16 protein-coding genes are annotated in these 17034 nt (G+C 39.3%); 8 read left to right on the top strand and 8 right to left on the bottom strand.

Features of this window, described 5'->3' with window-relative positions; translation table 11 throughout:
• Nucleotides 1-36: 36 nt before the first annotated feature.
• Both OA91_RS18855 and rpoS read left to right on the top strand, forming a co-directional pair.
• A complete protein-coding gene (locus OA91_RS18855; protein WP_052702293.1) occupies nt 37-882 on the top strand; it encodes a peptidoglycan DD-metalloendopeptidase family protein in 846 nt (281 codons plus the stop codon).
• Nucleotides 883-911: 29 nt separating this feature from the next.
• On the top strand, nt 912-1904 hold the full coding sequence (rpoS, locus tag OA91_RS18850; RefSeq protein WP_157196983.1) for an RNA polymerase sigma factor RpoS: 993 nt from the start codon (nt 912-914) through the stop codon (nt 1902-1904).
• A gap of 328 nt (nt 1905-2232) precedes the next feature.
• Here the strand turns inward: rpoS and OA91_RS18845 are convergent, their stop codons facing one another.
• The gene (locus OA91_RS18845; protein WP_231870409.1) at nt 2233-3597 is read right to left on the bottom strand and encodes a hypothetical protein; all 1365 of its coding nucleotides are present in this window, start codon (nt 3595-3597) and stop codon (nt 2233-2235) included.
• A 362-nt stretch (nt 3598-3959) separates the two neighbouring features.
• Here OA91_RS18845 and serB point away from each other — a divergent pair, with 362 nt between their 5' ends.
• Both serB and OA91_RS18835 read left to right on the top strand, forming a co-directional pair.
• The gene (serB, locus tag OA91_RS18840) at nt 3960-4877 is read left to right on the top strand and encodes a phosphoserine phosphatase SerB (RefSeq protein ID WP_063336863.1); all 918 of its coding nucleotides are present in this window, start codon (nt 3960-3962) and stop codon (nt 4875-4877) included.
• Nucleotides 4878-4974: 97 nt separating this feature from the next.
• A complete protein-coding gene (locus OA91_RS18835) occupies nt 4975-5895 on the top strand; it encodes a LysR family transcriptional regulator (RefSeq protein ID WP_046018671.1) in 921 nt (306 codons plus the stop codon).
• A 116-nt stretch (nt 5896-6011) separates the two neighbouring features.
• On the opposite strand, the gene OA91_RS18830 is transcribed toward OA91_RS18835, so the two are convergent.
• From OA91_RS18830 to moaA, 4 genes are all read right to left on the bottom strand, one after another.
• Nucleotides 6012-6461, bottom strand: a complete 450-nt coding sequence (locus OA91_RS18830) for a hypothetical protein (protein WP_046018619.1) — start codon at nt 6459-6461, stop codon at nt 6012-6014.
• A 95-nt stretch (nt 6462-6556) separates the two neighbouring features.
• Nucleotides 6557-7753 (bottom strand): molybdopterin molybdotransferase MoeA, encoded by a 1197-nt coding sequence (locus OA91_RS18825; protein ID WP_063336864.1) that lies wholly within the window; start codon nt 7751-7753, stop codon nt 6557-6559.
• A gap of 130 nt (nt 7754-7883) precedes the next feature.
• On the bottom strand, nt 7884-8399 hold the full coding sequence (gene moaB / locus OA91_RS18820) for a molybdenum cofactor biosynthesis protein B (protein WP_063336865.1): 516 nt from the start codon (nt 8397-8399) through the stop codon (nt 7884-7886).
• 15 nt (nt 8400-8414) lie between these two features.
• Nucleotides 8415-9410 (bottom strand): GTP 3',8-cyclase MoaA, encoded by a 996-nt coding sequence (gene moaA / locus OA91_RS18815; protein WP_046018622.1) that lies wholly within the window; start codon nt 9408-9410, stop codon nt 8415-8417.
• Between the two features lie 201 nt (nt 9411-9611).
• Between moaA and OA91_RS18810 the strand changes: the two genes are divergently transcribed.
• Nucleotides 9612-10469, top strand: a complete 858-nt coding sequence (locus OA91_RS18810; RefSeq protein WP_046018623.1) for an acyl-CoA thioesterase — start codon at nt 9612-9614, stop codon at nt 10467-10469.
• Nucleotides 10470-10478: 9 nt separating this feature from the next.
• Here the strand turns inward: OA91_RS18810 and queG are convergent, their stop codons facing one another.
• Together queG and OA91_RS18800 are read right to left on the bottom strand one after the other, a co-directional pair.
• The gene (queG, locus tag OA91_RS18805) at nt 10479-11567 is read right to left on the bottom strand and encodes a tRNA epoxyqueuosine(34) reductase QueG (protein ID WP_063336905.1); all 1089 of its coding nucleotides are present in this window, start codon (nt 11565-11567) and stop codon (nt 10479-10481) included.
• Nucleotides 11568-11668: 101 nt separating this feature from the next.
• The gene (locus OA91_RS18800) at nt 11669-11929 is read right to left on the bottom strand and encodes a hypothetical protein (protein WP_046018624.1); all 261 of its coding nucleotides are present in this window, start codon (nt 11927-11929) and stop codon (nt 11669-11671) included.
• 419 nt (nt 11930-12348) lie between these two features.
• On the opposite strand from OA91_RS18800, the gene OA91_RS18795 reads away from it, so the two are divergent.
• The 3 genes from OA91_RS18795 to OA91_RS18785 all read left to right on the top strand — a co-directional run bounded on the left by OA91_RS18795 (nt 12349) and on the right by OA91_RS18785 (nt 16072).
• Nucleotides 12349-14064, top strand: coding sequence for an acetolactate synthase 3 large subunit (locus OA91_RS18795; RefSeq protein WP_063336866.1), 1716 nt, complete (start codon nt 12349-12351; stop codon nt 14062-14064).
• Nucleotide 14065: 1 nt separating this feature from the next.
• Nucleotides 14066-14557 carry an acetolactate synthase small subunit gene (gene ilvN / locus OA91_RS18790; RefSeq protein WP_046018626.1) on the top strand — a complete coding sequence of 164 codons (492 nt, stop codon included), beginning with the start codon at nt 14066-14068 and terminating at the stop codon, nt 14555-14557.
• Between the two features lie 207 nt (nt 14558-14764).
• Nucleotides 14765-16072: a hypothetical protein gene (locus OA91_RS18785; protein ID WP_046018627.1), complete on the top strand. Its 1308-nt coding sequence runs from the start codon at nt 14765-14767 to the stop codon at nt 16070-16072.
• On the opposite strand, the gene ilvY is transcribed toward OA91_RS18785, so the two are convergent.
• Nucleotides 16069-16959, bottom strand: coding sequence for an HTH-type transcriptional activator IlvY (gene ilvY, locus OA91_RS18780; protein ID WP_063336867.1), 891 nt, complete (start codon nt 16957-16959; stop codon nt 16069-16071). The two genes, OA91_RS18785 and ilvY, sit on opposite strands and share 4 nt — an antisense overlap.
• Nucleotides 16960-17034: the final 75 nt, after the last annotated feature.

The raw sequence follows: 17034 nt of genomic DNA, 5'->3' as shown, positions 1-17034 counted from the left end.
TTCATCTTTCAAAAGTGAGCTCTAATATAATTTCTAATGACAAGTAAGAAGAGAATAATAAAGTTAATTGATTTAATTGCTGTTAGCTTAGCTGGCATGATGCTTTACGGCTGTGCCAGTGACCCTTTGAACTTTTCTGGAGCTTCAAATTCAAAAAAATCAAACTGGACGCCTGACCTTTCCTTTGGAAAACAAAAAACTGTAAGCGGCTACTATCGCGTAAAGTCAGGCGACACTTTATTTTCTATCGCATTTAAGTACGGCCTTAATTATAAAGAGCTTGCTGCTCTAAATAAGATTCCTGCACCTTATGTAATTTATCCAAAACAGAAAATTCGTTTATCAAACAAGGTTAAAACGGTTAAACAAACGGTTAAGAAAAGTACTGCAAATAGCCAAAAAGCGAAAACAACCCCGACAAAGGTGGTCAAAAGTAATAAAAAGCAAACCACTGTAAGTAATAAGAACCAAATAGCAAAAACACCATCTAATACTAAAACTAAGTCCAAAAAAGCCCTAAATTGGGTATGGCCTGTGTCGGGAGATGTAATTAAGGGGTTTTCAAACAAGGGTGTTAGTAGTAAAGGTATAGATATCAAAGGCAAAAAAAATGGCAAGGTGGTTTCTGCTTCTGATGGTATTGTTGTTTACGCAGGGAATGGATTAATTGGTTACGGTAATCTTGTTATTGTAAAACATAGTGATGAATACCTAAGCGCTTATGCTTATAACCAAGAAATTTTAGTGAAAGAGCAACAATCTGTTAAAGCCGGTCAAAAACTTGCAATCATCGGAGGAAAGGGATCACAAACATCATTATTGCACTTTGAGGTTAGGAAAGACGGTCAGCCAATAAACCCATTAAAAGTATTACCCAAATAATAACAACTCATTGGGTATTTGGAGGGAACATGAAAGCTGTAGAAATCGTAAAAGCAGAGGATGTAGCATTATCGTCAGGTAATGATATTGAGAATGGTCTTAATCTAGATGATGTTGATACTAACGAAGAGTTTGAATCAGCAGTTACTGCAAGATATGCCAATGAGGATGTTGGTAAAAATCTTGATGTTACTCAGATGTATTTAAGTGAAATTGGTTTTTCTCCTTTATTAAGCGCGGAAGAAGAAGTTTATTATGCGCGTAAGTCTTTAAAAGGTGATGAGTCATCACGTAAAAGGATGATAGAAAGTAACCTGAGGCTGGTGGTGAAGATTTCACGTCGCTACCTTAATCGTGGCCTATCACTACTAGATTTGATCGAAGAGGGCAACTTAGGCCTTATCAGAGCGGTTGAGAAGTTTGACCCAGAAAGAGGTTTTCGTTTCTCAACTTATGCAACATGGTGGATTCGACAAACAATCGAACGTGCCATTATGAATCAAACTAGAACAATTCGATTACCTATTCATGTCGTAAAAGAACTGAATGTTTACCTAAGAGCTGCGCGTGAGCTAACGCAAAAGCTCGACCATGAGCCAAGTGCAGAAGATATAGCTGAATTGCTTGATCGTCCTGTGGAAGACGTGCAAAAGATGCTGAGCTTGAATGAACGTATCAGCTCGATCGATTCCCCTGTCGGTGGTATGGATACAGATAAAAGCTTGGTTGAAATTATTGCAGATGAAAACCACGCTGGACCAGAAGACGAAAGACAATTTAGTGATGTGGTTCACAATATTGACCACTGGCTTAATGATTTAAATGAAAAACAAAGAGAAGTAATTGCACGCCGATTTGGTCTGCGTGGCTATGAGCCAAGCACTCTAGAAGATGTCGGTGCTGAGATAGGCCTAACACGTGAACGTGTTCGTCAGATTCAGGTTGAAGCTTTAAGGAAGCTTAAGTTAATGATGGAGAAACAAGGTTTGTCTTTGGATGATGTTATGCATTTGAATGACTAATTAAAAGACAAACGATAAACAAAAACCAACTGTATTACAGTTGGTTTTTTTCTGCCTGAATTTTGTCGATAGATTAAGGAAGCTGCGAATAAGTCTTACCGCCTCAGCATGTGGATAAAAGTCGCTAGATTTATGGTGAGGCGTGCAACTTAATAGTGATTCTATTGATAAGCTCTTCAATGTAAAGATAGGGCTTTAGACCACCTCCTTCGGCTCTTTGAAGCATACCTAAATGGCATTTCAGAAAAAGTAACCCCTTGAGTGATACTTTTCCCCATTAACTTAAAAGAACAGACTGAGAAGAGGCGACTTATTGGTAGGTTCTTTATTATTCACTGATTTGTTCAAACTTAGTTTGGATTTTACTTAGCAGTTTATCTGACATGCCTTTAATCGAGTAGCTTAGCTTTTCATTCCCTTTTTCATCCGTGTGTATCTCCGGTAACCCTGTAAAGACTTTATTCTGAATTTCAGGTAAAACGAAAATGGCTTCACTAATTGCAGTTGTTTTTACTTCGATCTCATCGCTCAATTGTTTTATTTCTCTAAATAGCTCTTCAAATTCCATCGGTATGTTATCTGCCTGTTCCATACGTTGGGCGAGATTTTTAATACCATCATCAATCACTATCTTATATTCAATGCTAGGAGTGTCGGTATAAATATCTGACTGTAAGAGTTTTTCTAATAAGTTAGTAAATAACTTTGCAGTGCAAATAGCATTTAAATAAAGCTGATCTTCACATTCACTTGCACTAAATAGAATTAAAGTCGCGTTTTCTTGATATTGATGAACTTGCCCGCAATAGGCTTCACTAGCTTGAAACATAGCCCGATAAACAGGGGTGAAAAGGTTCGCGATTTGAATAGGGGTAAACTCTTCTTGCCACTGAGACATATTGGTTAATTCAATATAAAGAATGCAGCTTCTTTGTTTATCTTCTTCAAAAATTTGCTCGAAATTAAACTCAAACTGATCCTCTTTATCTATCCCTGTTTCTGCTTCTAAGATTTGTATATTTGTATCTGTTTGGGTTTTCTTGTCGCCTTGTGCGCTAGGCAGCCATTCAAGGGACTGCACTTTAGCAAGTAAGCCTAATAATGTGTTTGCTTCCTTATAAAGCCCCTTGTTGAGGTGTGCATCGGTATGGCCTTTAAGAAGGGCTTCTAATGCTTCACTCACATTTGTGATAGGGGCGAAGAGCTTTTTGGTCATAAAAAAGACAATGAAAAGTGCAATCGCTGTAATAAATATACTAACGCTAATAAGCAAAGAATTTAGTCTAGAAAGAATGTTCTGAGTAGGCGTTTTATCAAGCGTAATAATGACGTGCCCTACGACTTCTTGTCTAAATTTAACACTAGAGCTAAATACTCTTTTGTTTTCACTAAGGCTAATATCACTATCATTTAAATGGCTACTGTTATCACTCGAAGCTTCAGCAAGTAGCTCGTCTTTTTTATTAAATACTCGCGCACTTAAAATATTTTCGTCAACGACAAGCCTCGTGAGCAGTACATTTAAGCTTAATAGATCATTGGTTAAAATTGATTGGGTTGCATTAAAGGCTGCTTGCGTTGCTAAGCTGCTACCCAGCACTTCGGTTTGTTGGGTTAAATAACCTTCAAGCGTGTTAGTAATAGTCGCCCAAAAAATGGTAAGTGAGATCAAAATTAAGCTGAGAAAAGTCATTAAAGTGACTATTGAGGCACTTATTCTCTGTTCAAGAGTCGTGCTGAGATTGCGAGCTTTTGCTTTGATATCCATTATTCTGTCAATATTCCAAAGGCGTCTAAATGTCAGGGTGTTTATATGCTATCGGCTGAGATTAGTTTTCTTTAATTTGCATATTTGTTAATCAGTTAGCCTTTTTTCATCATGTGGCAGCTAGGGCTTCCCTGTGATGTTTTTGTTATTACTTTACTCAGTCTTTTGTCGTCTTTAGTAGCTATTTTAGACTTAAAATGTGTATTTTGTATGATGATTCATCATCTAGAGTATTTGATTGGGCAGGTATTTGATATAGTTGAACTAATGTCGTTTGAGGAAAAACTATGTCTGCAAGTATTACGTTATTGGGTGCCATTGATCAAAAGACAATGGATCAATTAGAGTCTTGGTTAGCTGAATATAATAAAGATGTAAGTCATCAGTATTTAACTGATTCAAGTGACCCTGTTGCAGTGCAGAGATGGAACCTGAATAGCCCTTTTACTAAAGAGCAAGAGGCTATGGTGAGAGCTCAGTTATTAAGTTTCTCTGATGAGAGTCATATTGACCATGTTTATCAAAGCCAATCTGTGGATATTAGTCGACCAGGTTTAGCTGTATTTGATATGGACTCAACTTTAATTAAAGCTGAAGTGATGGATGAACTGGCAGTTGAGGCAGGAATTGGTGAAGAGATTGCTGCTATTACTGCGAGTGCTATGCGTGGTGAAATAGATTTTACAGAAAGTTTTGTTAAGCGATTATCTTTGCTTGACGGTTTGAGCAGTGATGTCATGGATGGTGTGTTTGCTCGTATTGAATATATGGAAGGTATCGATAAGCTGATGAAAGTGCTAAATCACTTTGATTGGCACACCGCGATTCTTTCTGGTGGATTTACTTTCTTTGCAGACAAAATACAACGTGCTCTCGATTTCAGTGAAGTACATGCCAATGTTTTAGAAATAGAAGACGATAAATTAACAGGTAAACATCTAGGACCAATAGTAGATGGCAGTCGCAAGAAGCATTTATTAGAAAGCATTTTACAAGAAACAGGTTACAGCCAATCTCAAACGATCGCTTGTGGAGATGGTGCTAACGATCTGCTTATGCTGAATACGGCGAACCTTGGTGTCGCATTGCATGCTAAGCCTTTAGTGAGAGAGCAAGCTCCGCACCCTGTTAATCAACTAGGTTTGGATAGCATATTGTATTTATTAGGTATGACATCTGCAGAAATTAGGCAAATATCTGCTTAATTTTTATTCATTTAATTAATTTGATTGGCATATCATGCAGTTTTGATATGCTATAAATAACAATTTTTACAAGAATTTATAATTGGGGGTTATTTCTTTGCAAGAAATAAAATTATCAGAAATTGACTTAAACTTGCTTTATATTCTGCAAGTTTTAATTGATGAGCTGAACGTTACTAAGGCGGCGCAGAAGTTAAACGTAAGTCAACCAGCGGTCAGTCGCTCTCTTGCTAGACTTAGAGAAGTATTTAATGACCCCTTATTTGTTCGTACTTCCCATGGCTTATCGCCAACGGCTCGTACAGAAAATTTAGCGCCTTACTTGGTTGATATGCTGAAGGGACTAGAAAGTTTAGTTCAGCCTCCTCAGTTTAATCCTGCCTCTTCACAACGTCGTTTTGTTTTATCTACTACAGACTTCGGTGCTTTAACTGTATTGCCTAAAATTTTAGATAGTTTTAGACAGCAGGCACCTAATGCGGTGTTAGATGTAAAACATTGGCATGAAGGCACGTCTTTTGAGTTGGATGTGAATGATATTGATGTCGCTGTTGCTGTTATTTCAAAAGAGCCACCTAGCAGTATTCGAGCAGTGCGATTAGACACAGATGAAATGGTCTGTATTGCTAGAGCCGATCACCCAGGGCTTCAAGGTGAGCTGACTTTGGAGAAATACTTGAATCTACACCATGCTCAAGTGGTATTAGGTAAAAAAGAAAGAGCAGCAGTGGATAGAGTATTAGACAAGATGGGTCATCAAAGGCATGTCGCTATTGTGCTTCCAAACTTTGTACCCGCTGTGAGAGTGGTATCTAGTAGTAATCTCTTGCTGACTGTGCCGCGTTTATTCGCGACAGATATTTTAGCAACCTCACCAGATCTTAAAATTTACGATCTACCATTTGAAACTCGTACTTTTGATTACTCTATGATTTGGCATGATAGATACCAGTTTGATCTAGGTCATCAATGGTTGCGCGGTATTATCCGTAATGCGTTTGTGAATGAAATGGGCTAGATAAGAGCTTATATATCAGCAAGAGCTATTTTGAGTGTTTTTGCATAATTACTCTTGCTGATATGTCTAAGTTTTAAGTGCAATGATTAATGAGCTTTTATTGAGCGCCATAGATATTAGCCAGCATTTAGCTTTAGTTGAGCATCAATATTTTTAAGTCTCGTTGTCCACTCTTTTGTTAGTACTTCTACTAAGCTATAGCGTCTTAACTCCATTGCTTGTCTTAGAATATTAAAATTCTCGTCTAAGTAATCAAATAAAATATTTTCACGAATCTCAATCAGTATTCTCATTTGTTCACCTTGTTCAAAGGTGACATCATTATGTTCTAGTAAGGCTTTAAGTACTTCGTGTCGCTCATATACTTTGGTTTTGTAATGATGTTTAAGTACGTATTTGGCTAGATCTAACATGGACGCTACCAGGAGTTGAAACGAATGCTCAATCACCATCTTATCGTCGCTTGTTAATTCTTTACTTGAAGGCTGCTTACGGTAAGTATCTAGACGTTTTATCATCTGATGCTGGTGTTGATATAACGAATCTTCCCATTCAAGATTGCGCATGCGTACTCCCCAAAACTTAGAATAACTCAGTTTAATATCGCTAGAATGTTTCTATAATCTAGTTCATAAACCGAGCTTATTCAAAAAATCAGGAATTAAAAGCTAGAGAAAGGGTAAAAGATAAAACGTTTGTTTTCTTCGATTTTTTCACCGGCAGGTATGTGGAAATAACCATGGCTATGGCAAGCAGCACTAAGTGCTCCAGAGCTTTGTTGAGAGTGAGCAACAGCTTTGCCATTAACTATCGACACTCTTAAAAACTCATCACGACTAATGACGTTTTGGCGACTAAACCCAGACGCTATTTCAAAACCTTGTACAGGGTTCACTGTTAAACCTGAACTTACCGCTAATGCTATCGTCGCAAACCAGTGGAAAGTCACTAAAGTAGAGCTAGGGTTACCTGGCAAGCCGATAAAAGGTGTATCAAATACTTTCCCATGAACTAAAGGTTTTCCTGGTTTTATTGCAATTTTCCAAAGAAGTAGCTCTCCATTAGCCTGAATCACATTTTTAACGTGATCTTCTTCGCCAACCGATACACCACCAGAGGATAAAATAATGTCACATTCAGGTGCCATTTTTGCCAAAATGGCTTCTGTTTCTTCATGATTGTCAGGAGCATGTTGATAGCTTGTGACTTGATAACCTAGCTTTTCCACTAATGCCTTGAGCATAGGGCCATTACTATTGTAAATCTGGCCTTGAGCAAGAGGTGTTCCTGGTTCAACAAGTTCATCACCTGTGGTTAAAACGCCAACGCTTAATTCGCTGAATACATTTACCTGCTTGATACCAAGGCTTGCTATCATGCCCAAATGTTGAGCTTCAAGGCGAGTTCCTTTACTTAAAACCAAATCACCTTTAGTAATATCTTGGCCTTGTGGGCGAATATTGTCATGTTGTTTAGGTGTTTGCCTAAAGCTTACTCCCTCATCTTGCTGGGTCGCATTTTCTTGCATAATAACCAAGTCAGCATTAGTGGGGATTTCCGCTCCTGTAAAAATGCGAGCGACTGTACCTGGCGCTAACTCTGTTGCTGCTTGGCCTGCTGGAATGCGTTGACTAATGGCAAACACCTTGTTTTTTTGCCAATCCTCAAAGCGCATGACGTATCCATCCATTGCACTGTTTGATGCCGGTGGTATATCAAGTTCAGCAATAATATCCTGTGCCAAAACCTTGCCTAGAGCTTGATTAAGTTCGATTGTCTGGTTGGATACCAAGCATTTGGAGTTTGCTTGAATCGTATTGAGAGCATCCGTGAAAGAGATTAATGGCGACTTAGACATGATTGGCCTTAATGAATATTTAGCTGGAACAAGTGATTAGACTTTACGTTTTTGAGATGGTGTGTGAAAGAGTGCACTGAATAAAAAGTGCACTTCTTCATATGCTTGTTAATTTATTTAAAACTAGGTTTTACTTACCTAGTAACATCTCAACAAAGTTACAGGGACGAGTTGTTGCATTTAGTTGAGATTCTATAATCTTATACCAAGCTGTTTTACATGCTCCTGTCGAACCAGGAAGACAAAATACTAAGGTACGGTTAGCAATACCCGCTGCTGCTCTTGATTGAATTGTTGAAGTGCCGATCTCGTCAAAAGAAACTTGTCTGAAGAGTTCACCAAAGCCTTCAACATGCATATCAAAAAGTGGTTTTAACGCTTCTGGAGTACTGTCTCTTGAATGAAAACCTGTGCCGCCAGTAATAAGGACAACATTAATCTCTTTATCTGCAATCCAGTTAGACACAGCTGCTCTCATGTCATAAATGTCATCTTTTACGAGCTTTCTTTCTACTAGGTTGTGGCCTGCTTCTGTTAGACCTGCAATAAGGGCATCACCTGAAGTGTCTTCAGCAATGGATCGAGTATCTGAAACGGTAAGTACATTAATATTTAAGGGACGAAAAGGTTTAGCTGTCTTGCTCATTGTTTGCCTTCTTAATTAACCACCAGTAGCGCTCATAAAGCGTAAAATTTGTGGTTCTTCTTCTAGATTAAAATAGTGCTGTTCGGGTTTAAGTGCCAAGGCTTTGATAATGGCATCTTCTAAGGTCAGTTTATCTTGATTTGTTGCGCGTATATAAGGTTTTAAATCAAGAGAGTGCTCATTGCCAAGACATAATAGCAAGCGGCCTTCTACTGTCATGCGTATACGGTTACAACTAGAGCAGAAATTATGGCTATGGGGAGAGATGACTCCAATTCGTCCTTGCTCGCCTTCAACTTTATAGTATTGGGTCGGCCCTGGTGTTGTGGCCGAGCTTTTGCTTAGTTGATAATGGTTACTTAATAGTTCGATAACATCATCACTAGACATATAAGACTCAGCTCTATCATGTGCAGTGATAGCGCCCAGTGGCATCTCTTCTATGTAACTAATGTCCATATTATGAGCAAGGGCAAATTTGGCCAAAGGCAAAATTTGATCGTCATTTTGGTTTTTCATAATGACGCTATTAATTTTGCAGCGATTAAAAGGAAGAGCCGCAATGGTTTCTATCCCCTCAACGACTTGCTTAAACTTGTTGCGACGCGTTAGACGGTTAAATTCTTCTTCTATGAGTGTATCTAGACTGACATTTAATCGAGATACACCGACATCATAAAGCGATTGGCCCAATTTTTTTAACATAGAGCCATTTGTTGTGATGGTTAACTCTTCTAAGCCTGGGGTATTGGCAATTTGTTCAAGAGCCCATAAAATGTTTTTTCTGACAAGTGGTTCACCTCCGGTAATTCGGATGCGTTTCGTCCCCATTTTTATGAAAGTACGCGCAGTAGTGACGATCTCTTCTAAAGACAAAATGTGTTCTTTAGGCATGAAAGTGACATCTTCGTCCATGCAATAAGTGCAGCGAAAGTCACAGCGGTCGGTGACAGAAATACGAAGATAATCTATGCGTCTTCCAAATGGATCGACTAGGGATGACTCAGACAAAAAAATACCTCACAGAGTTAGCAAGTCCATAGAACCAAAAAAAAGCGCAATAAGCAAAGTTAACAGAATAAATAATTTTCATATTATGTGACTAATTTGCTATTAATTTGATTTATGACATAAGCTTTAAGCGTATGATTAAATTCAAGTTATTAATCTATATAAGAGTTTTATAATTAACTGAATGGGAGTTTAAGAAAGTTGCAAAATGTCGTAAATGATTTGATTGATGTTCTTAAATTAGAGCAACAAGATGAAACCCATTTTATTGGCCGCAGCAAGGATCTGGGCTTTCCTAAAGTTTTTGGTGGTCAGGTCATAGGACAAGGTTTGTCCGCTGCCACACAAACAGTAGAGAATCGCCAACCCCATTCACTACATGCTTACTTTTTACGTCCTGGTGATGCATCACATCCAATTAACTACGAAGTAGAAGTCATTCGTGATGGTGGCAGCTTTAGTATGCGTCGAGTGGTGGCAAGTCAGTTTGGGAAACAAATCCTTAACATGTCTATCTCATTCCATCAGGAAGAGGACGGCTTTGAGCACCAAGATGTCATGCCAAATGTGCCAGGGCCTGAGCACTTCCAATCTGAACTGGATTTATACCGTGCTCATGCTAGCGAAATTCCAGATAAGATTAGAGATCTGTTTATTGCTGATAGGCCGATAGAATGTCGGGTTGTAGAAAATCAAAACCCATTTAGGCCAAGGCATGGCATAGCTAAGCGCCATATGTGGATTAAAAGTGTGGCACCTTTGCCTGATAACCAACTGATTCATCAATCTATGTTGGCTTATACAAGCGACTATGGTTTTTTAGAAACAGCCTTAACCCCACATGGTATCTCAATCGGTAATCGTTATTTGAATATCGCGAGTCTTGATCATGCTATCTGGTTTCATCGTCCTTTTAAATTAGATGACTGGTTACTTTACGTGGCTGATAGTCCTTGTGCTGGTGGTGCAAGGGGCTTTGTTAGAGGTCAGATATTTAATCGAAAAGGGGAGCTGGTTGCATCTACGGTACAAGAAGGCTTAATTCGCTATTCAAAGTAATGAATGGTGTTAAATGAGCTTAGGTTTAAGGGCATGTTGAGCTAAGGCCCAGTTAACATGTTCTTTTACTAACTCAGAGCTGTCATCTTCTCTGCTTTTCAAGGCGTCAATTACATCTTCGCTATAGGGAGCGTTACCAAGTGCAATGGCGATATTTCTGAGCCAGTTCTCATAGCCTGTTCGGCGTATAGGTGAGCCTTCTGTTTTTTTCAGAAACTCATCTTCTTGCCACAAAAAGAGTGTAACCAACTCTTCTTTATCAAGCTGGTGGCGAGGTTGAAAGTCTTGCTCTTCAGTGTATTTAGCAAACTTTGTCCAAGGGCAAACTAGCTGACAGTCATCACAGCCAAAAATTCGGTTACCCATTTTCGACCTAAGTTCAACAGGTATCGGTCCATCATGTTCTATGGTGAGGTAGGAAATACATTTATTAGCATCTAAAACCCAAGGTTCGACAAAGGCATCGGTAGGGCAAAGATCAAGGCAAGCAGTGCAGCTGCCACAATGCCTTTTTGGCGTTGGCTTATCAACTGGTAGTGGGAGGTTAGTAAAAATCTCACCTAATAAAAACCAGCTACCCGCTTTAGGAGTGAGTAAGAGCGTGTTTTTACCTGTCCAACCTAAGCCAGCATTTTCAGCAATTTGTCTTTCTAGAACGGGTGCGCTATCAACAAAGGCACGATAACCATGATCACCTACTTCTTCTTGAATCTTTTTAGCAAGCTGAGTTAAGCGTTTACGTATTAGCTTGTGATAATCACGGCCAAGAGCATAACGAGCAATATAAGCTTTACTCTTGGTTTGTAAGCGCTTAACAGTTTCAACCGATTGGGGCAGGTAGTGCATGCGTAAAGCAATAATACATTGCGTGCCTGGATGCAGCTGTTCTGGATAAAAGCGCATGTCACCATGGTTAGCAAGATAATCCATACTGGCGTTGTAGCCCGCGTCAATCCATGCTTGGTAGTCATCTTTATGCTGGCTGTAATCTGTGCCCGTTATTTTTGCTTCAGCAAAACCAAATTCTATCGCCCAGTCTTTAATTTTAAGGACGAGTTCGTTTAATTCAGCGGCACTTAATGCGCTAGTTTGAGACATTCTTAGATCGTTTTTTAATGATGACAAAGAGATAAGACTTTTAAGGGAGGTACTTTTTAAAGGCATAAACACTTGTTATGCCTTTAAAAGAAGTAACCAGGCTAATAAAGGTTAGAATCGCCTTTTACGACATCGATTAATAAGTTGATAAACATGCGGTCTGCATCTGTGTGTTCATCTGTAATTTTTAACGTTGTTTGGCTAGAAACTTCTTGAGAGATACGCTCGTATGCATCTGGCTCATTAATATGTTCTTTCGCAATGCGAACCAGCTCTCCTGCTAGTTCTGGCTCCATGATCATTTTTCTAAAACAGCGTAAAAATTCATCAATAATTCGTTGTTGATTTAGTTCACTTGCCATTGTTTTAAAACTCCTACTGTTCAAATCAGCCTATGACACCACGAAGCGGGATGAAGGGCAAGCTTCTTCATAAATGTTGCTTGACAGCTTGGGGAATAAATAGGCAGAATAAGGTATCTTTTTAGCAAACATCCCAGCTAAAAATCTTATTTAGGCCAACAGCCTATCCCAATCATATGCATAGACATATGAATGCACACAAAAATGTGAAGTGATTTAAGTTACAACTTTACATTTCTCCTCGCGAAAAACGCGGGCAGTGTTATTACTGCGATTTTTTGCGTTTGAATGCACCTTTTTTAGGGTTTCTGCATAAGCTTTGCAAACTTCGTTTAATCAATATTTATCTGACTAAGATATATGGGTACAATATGTGCCATAAAAATCTAGCAGTAAAACGAATAATAGAGGGTAAAAAGGTGGAATTATTATCCGGTGGTGAAATGATCGCCCGCTTTCTTAAAGATGAGGGCGTAGAGTATATTTATGGATATCCAGGCGGGGCAGCCTTGCATATCTATGACGCATTGCATCGCCAAAATGACGTCAAACACGTACTTGTTCGTCATGAACAAGCTGCAACACACATGGCAGATGGTTATGCTCGTGCAACCGGTAAAGCGGGTACAGTACTTGTAACATCTGGTCCTGGTGCAACAAATACCATTACAGGTATTGCAACGGCTTATATGGATTCAATTCCAATGGTTGTGATCTGTGGTCAGGTAATGAGTTACCTGATTGGTGAAGATGCATTCCAAGAAACTGATATGGTTGGTGTAAGTCGTCCAATTGTAAAACACAGTTTCTCTGTGAAACATGCGTCAGAAATTCCAGAAATCCTGAAAAAAGCGTATTACATTGCGTCTTCTGGTCGTCCTGGTCCTGTTGTCGTTGATATCCCGAAAGATATGACAGTACCAAACGAAAAGTTTGAATATAAATACCCTGAAACGGTTTCTCTACGTTCTTACGTGCCACCAACAAAAGGCCATAGTGGCCAGATTAAGAAAGCGGTTGATTTAATGCTTGCGGCGAAACGCCCAATCATTTACGCCGGTGGTGGTGTTATTTTAGGTGGCGCATCTGATCTACTGGTTAAATTGGGTAAAACGTTAAACTTCCCTGTAACTAATACACTAATGGGCCTAGGTGGCTACCCAGCAACGGATCGTCAATCTGTGGGTATGTTAGGTATGCATGGTAGCTATGAAGCGAATATGACTATGCACCATAGTGATTTGATTCTTGCTGTGGGGGCACGTTTCGATGACAGGGTAACAAATGACCCTGATAAATTCTGTCCTGGCGCTAAGATCATTCATATCGATATTGATCCTGCTGCTATTTCTAAAACCATTCGTGCTGATGTACCTATTGTTGGTCCAGTAAGACAAGTACTAACCGAAATGTTAGGTCTTGTTGAGTCTTCTAAGAAAGCGGATGCAAGTGTGTTAGATGGCTGGTGGAAGCAGATTGAAGAATGGCGCAAGGTTCACGGTGGTAAATACGATACTTCGAGTGAAAAAATCAAGCCACAGGCTGCGGTTGAAGCATGTTGGAGAGCGACTAAAGGGGATGCATTTGTTGCTTCCGATGTAGGTCAGCACCAGATGTTTGCTGCACAATACTACAAGTTCGATAAACCAAATCGCTGGGTTAACTCAGGCGGTCTAGGCACCATGGGCTTTGGTTTACCTGCGGCTATGGGTATCAAACTAAACTTCCCAGATGAAGAAGTAGTATGTGTAACAGGTGAAGGCAGTATTCAAATGAATATTCAAGAGCTGTCTACCTGCTTGCAATACGGTTTGCCCGTTAAAATCTTATGTTTGAATAATGGTTATCTTGGCATGGTACGCCAATGGCAAGATATGAACTATGAAGGTCGCCACTCTAGTTCATACCTTGAGTCTTTACCTGACTTTGAAGCTTTATTGAAAGCCTATCGTCATCAGTACGTTGAGATTAATACAAAAGACGAACTTGACGAAAAAATGGCTGAAGCTTTTGCCATGAAGGATCAGTTGGTATTTATCAACTGTTATGTTGACCCTGAAGAGCATGTTTATCCAATGCAGGTACCTCGTGGTTCCATGCGTGATATGTTATTGAGCAAGACGGAGCGTACCTAATATGCGACACATTATCTCTGTATTGATGGAAAACGAACCAGGTGCCTTGTCGCGTGTAGTTGGCTTATTTTCTCAAAGAAACTTTAATATCGAATCTCTAAACGTAGCTGCTACTGATGATCCGACCTTGTCGCGTTTAACTTTGACAACTTTTGGTTCAGACCAAGTGGTTGAGCAGATTACAAAACAGCTTAATAAGCTGATCGATGTCGTTAAGCTAGTTGACCTTACTGAAGGGCAGCACATCGAGCGTGAATTGATGTTGGTTAAAGTGCGTGCGACAGGTGCACAACGCGCTGAGATTAAGCGTACAGTTGATATTTTCCGTGGCAACATAGTTGATATGACACCGTCTATTTACACAATTCAAATTGTGGGTGAATCAGACAAACTAGATGGCTTTTTACAGTCACTAGGTGCTGTTCATCTGCTAGAAGTTGTGAGAACGGGTGTTTCCGGTATCGCACGCGGAGAGAAAGTACTGAGTATTTAGTACTTTATATTTTGAGCCATTCAATTTTCTTGATTGGCTCAAAATAAAACTGAATAGAGTTACAAAAAAGTCACATTTATGTGGCTTTTTTTTTCCTCATTTTTTTAATATTCAACTATTCTATAAATGCATTTTATAGAGATATCATGTTATCTTGCTAATTAGGCCATATTTATCAAAAGGGTTAAAAGGACTTAAAGGAGTGATATGGAGCTGGCTGATCAGATGTCTAAGGAGTATGCGGTTCAACTGGAATCAATTGAACCTAAGAACAGCGCATTAGCTTCTAAAGATATTTTAAACAAGGAAGGGGCAGTATTAGTCAAAGCTGATACTGAGTTAACATCTGCGCGATTGGCTAGAATTCGTCAGCATGTGCTAGAGCAGCCTTTGGAGTTCAGCATTAAAATGCAGAACTCGCTAGCTCGAAATGAAATTCTACAACAGACTCTCAATGTCATTAACGAAAATGATTTATTGAAAGAGCTGCATCTAAAGCTTCATAACGAAGAAGACCTCACTGATATGTGTGGTTTTTTTACGCAATATCCAACTCTCGTTCAACTCATTACGGTTTATGCCCAGCTTTACCCAGGCAAAATGAAAAAGTCCCTAACCCTAGCTTGGGGTGCATGGATGATAGCCAGAGCAAAGCAAGACAGCCAAATGACAAAGCGGGCTGTTTTTACCGCTTGTCTATTTCAAGATATTGGCCGTCTGTTTATCAGTAAAGGTGGGTCTAATGATTCTATTCTCTCATTAACGAGCCAGGTGCTTGGCAAAATTAACGGTTTGCCAATTACGATAGTCAGATCCATTACGAATATGAAGGTGTTTCCTACTAGCCTAGGTTTAATGAAAAAAGAAGACATGCTTGAGGTTGCTAATGAAGACCAAATTGTTTGGTTAAGCAGGTTTTTACAGGTAGGAATGAGTGATAAGTTCTCTTTTAATGTGGGTCCATTGGACTTCATTCCAATTCTTAAGCTTTACTCTCCCCATTATTTTCCACGTTACTCAAAAGTCATCATAGAGGCGATCTGCTCCGCAGATTTAAAGCATGTCATTACCGATGAAAAAAGCTTATTAGAGAATTTGCGAAAAATTTTAATAAATCATGTGGTATTAAATGAATGGTTGGAGCTTTTTGAAAAAGTAGAAGCACAACTTGCAATTAGCTCTAAAAATCTGCCTTTAAGGTTTAGACAAAAAGCTGAACAGGTTTTATTTATTGTATCCAGTACAGGTTTGCTGACGGAATCTCTTGCGCGTTGGATGTCTCATGTGGAAGAAATGCAACTGTTGGAAGCGGCACCAGAGGTGAGGGAATACTTTATCTTTCAGCAAGAGCTAGCACGCCAACTATCTCAGTATGTATCCATGGCTGGCTTCTTAATTAGCCGTATTAATGATATGGAAAAGAAAAAACCTTTATTACTGCTTCATAAAGAGTTCCATCAACTTTCATCACGCTTTAATTACAATATTCTTGATGATGAAAGCCTTGCCTCTTAGCGGTTAATTTGTTGCCAGAAAGCCTTAATAATTGGTGTCGCAAGATTCTTTTTTAGCGTAAATAGGCCAACATCATAAGCCTCTAGTTCTGGTTGAAGATCCATAATGCTTACCTTGTCGATCAAAGGGCTATTGTCGATTACTATTTTTGGTACCACACCTATTCCAAAGCCTAAGGACACCATACTAACAATGGCTTCATTACCTGATACCTGTGCATAGATTTTAGGTTTTGCATTACGTTGTCGAAACCACTGGTCCACACGTGAGCGTGAAATACCTTCTTCAGATAAAATCATAGGTACTTGATTCCAGTTAATCTTGCTATCGGCTGACATAGAAACCCCAAGCGATTGTGCGGCATTAACATCATTAGGAGCAATAAAAACCAGAGGGGAAATGGCAATACGTTTAAACGCCATACTGCTTGGTAGATTGTTTGGCCTTGCCGCTATGGCGATATCTTCATGTCCTTCCATGACGCGAGCAAGGGCTGGAGCTGGGTCACCAGTATGCAGTTTCATTTCTATCTTTGGGTGCAGACCACGAAACTCACTCAAAATATCATACAAAAAACTATAGCTTGCGGTTACAGAGCAATAAAGGCTAATTTCTCCCACCAATTGCTCTCCGCTTGTGGTGAGAGAACGTCTAAAATTACGCCATTGAGAAAGGCTTTCTAAGGCATATTGGTTAAACCTTTCGCCCTCAATGGTTAGTTGAACAGAGCGATTGTCTCGATTAAACAAAACATGGCCTATTTCATTTTCAATTTGCTTAATGTGTCGGCTTAAGGTGGATGGGCTCATATGAAACGCTTCACTGGTCCGGCCAAAATGTAGAGTTTGGGCCAAGTGAGAAAAGAGTTGCAATGATTTGGTATCCATAGAGCAGGCCTTAAATTTAACAAGCTATAAATGCAGTTTGTTTTTATGTATAAAATGCAATAATAGCAAAAATAT

The organism is Marinomonas sp. SBI8L, from assembly GCF_001624705.1.
In the GTDB taxonomy this organism is placed as follows: Bacteria; Pseudomonadota; Gammaproteobacteria; order Pseudomonadales; family Marinomonadaceae; genus Marinomonas.
This window is presented reverse-complemented; position numbering and strand designations above follow the sequence as displayed.

What these genes read in the sequence shown, in the direction of transcription:
- OA91_RS18855 (WP_052702293.1), top strand. Translation starts at nt 37, where the DNA reads ATGACAAGTAAGAAGAGAATAATAAAGTTAATTGATTTAATTGCTGTT.
- rpoS (WP_157196983.1), top strand. Translation starts at nt 912, where the DNA reads ATGAAAGCTGTAGAAATCGTAAAAGCAGAGGATGTAGCATTATCGTCA.
- OA91_RS18845 (WP_231870409.1), bottom strand. Translation starts at nt 3,597, where the DNA reads ATGACTTTTCTCAGCTTAATTTTGATCTCACTTACCATTTTTTGGGCG.
- serB (WP_063336863.1), top strand. Translation starts at nt 3,960, where the DNA reads ATGTCTGCAAGTATTACGTTATTGGGTGCCATTGATCAAAAGACAATG.
- OA91_RS18830 (WP_046018619.1), bottom strand. Translation starts at nt 6,461, where the DNA reads ATGCGCAATCTTGAATGGGAAGATTCGTTATATCAACACCAGCATCAG.
- OA91_RS18825 (WP_063336864.1), bottom strand. Translation starts at nt 7,753, where the DNA reads ATGTCTAAGTCGCCATTAATCTCTTTCACGGATGCTCTCAATACGATT.
- moaB (WP_063336865.1), bottom strand. Translation starts at nt 8,399, where the DNA reads ATGAGCAAGACAGCTAAACCTTTTCGTCCCTTAAATATTAATGTACTT.
- queG (WP_063336905.1), bottom strand. Translation starts at nt 11,567, where the DNA reads ATGTCTCAAACTAGCGCATTAAGTGCCGCTGAATTAAACGAACTCGTC.
- OA91_RS18800 (WP_046018624.1), bottom strand. Translation starts at nt 11,929, where the DNA reads ATGGCAAGTGAACTAAATCAACAACGAATTATTGATGAATTTTTACGC.
- ilvN (WP_046018626.1), top strand. Translation starts at nt 14,066, where the DNA reads ATGCGACACATTATCTCTGTATTGATGGAAAACGAACCAGGTGCCTTG.
- OA91_RS18785 (WP_046018627.1), top strand. Translation starts at nt 14,765, where the DNA reads ATGGAGCTGGCTGATCAGATGTCTAAGGAGTATGCGGTTCAACTGGAA.
- ilvY (WP_063336867.1), bottom strand. Translation starts at nt 16,959, where the DNA reads ATGGATACCAAATCATTGCAACTCTTTTCTCACTTGGCCCAAACTCTA.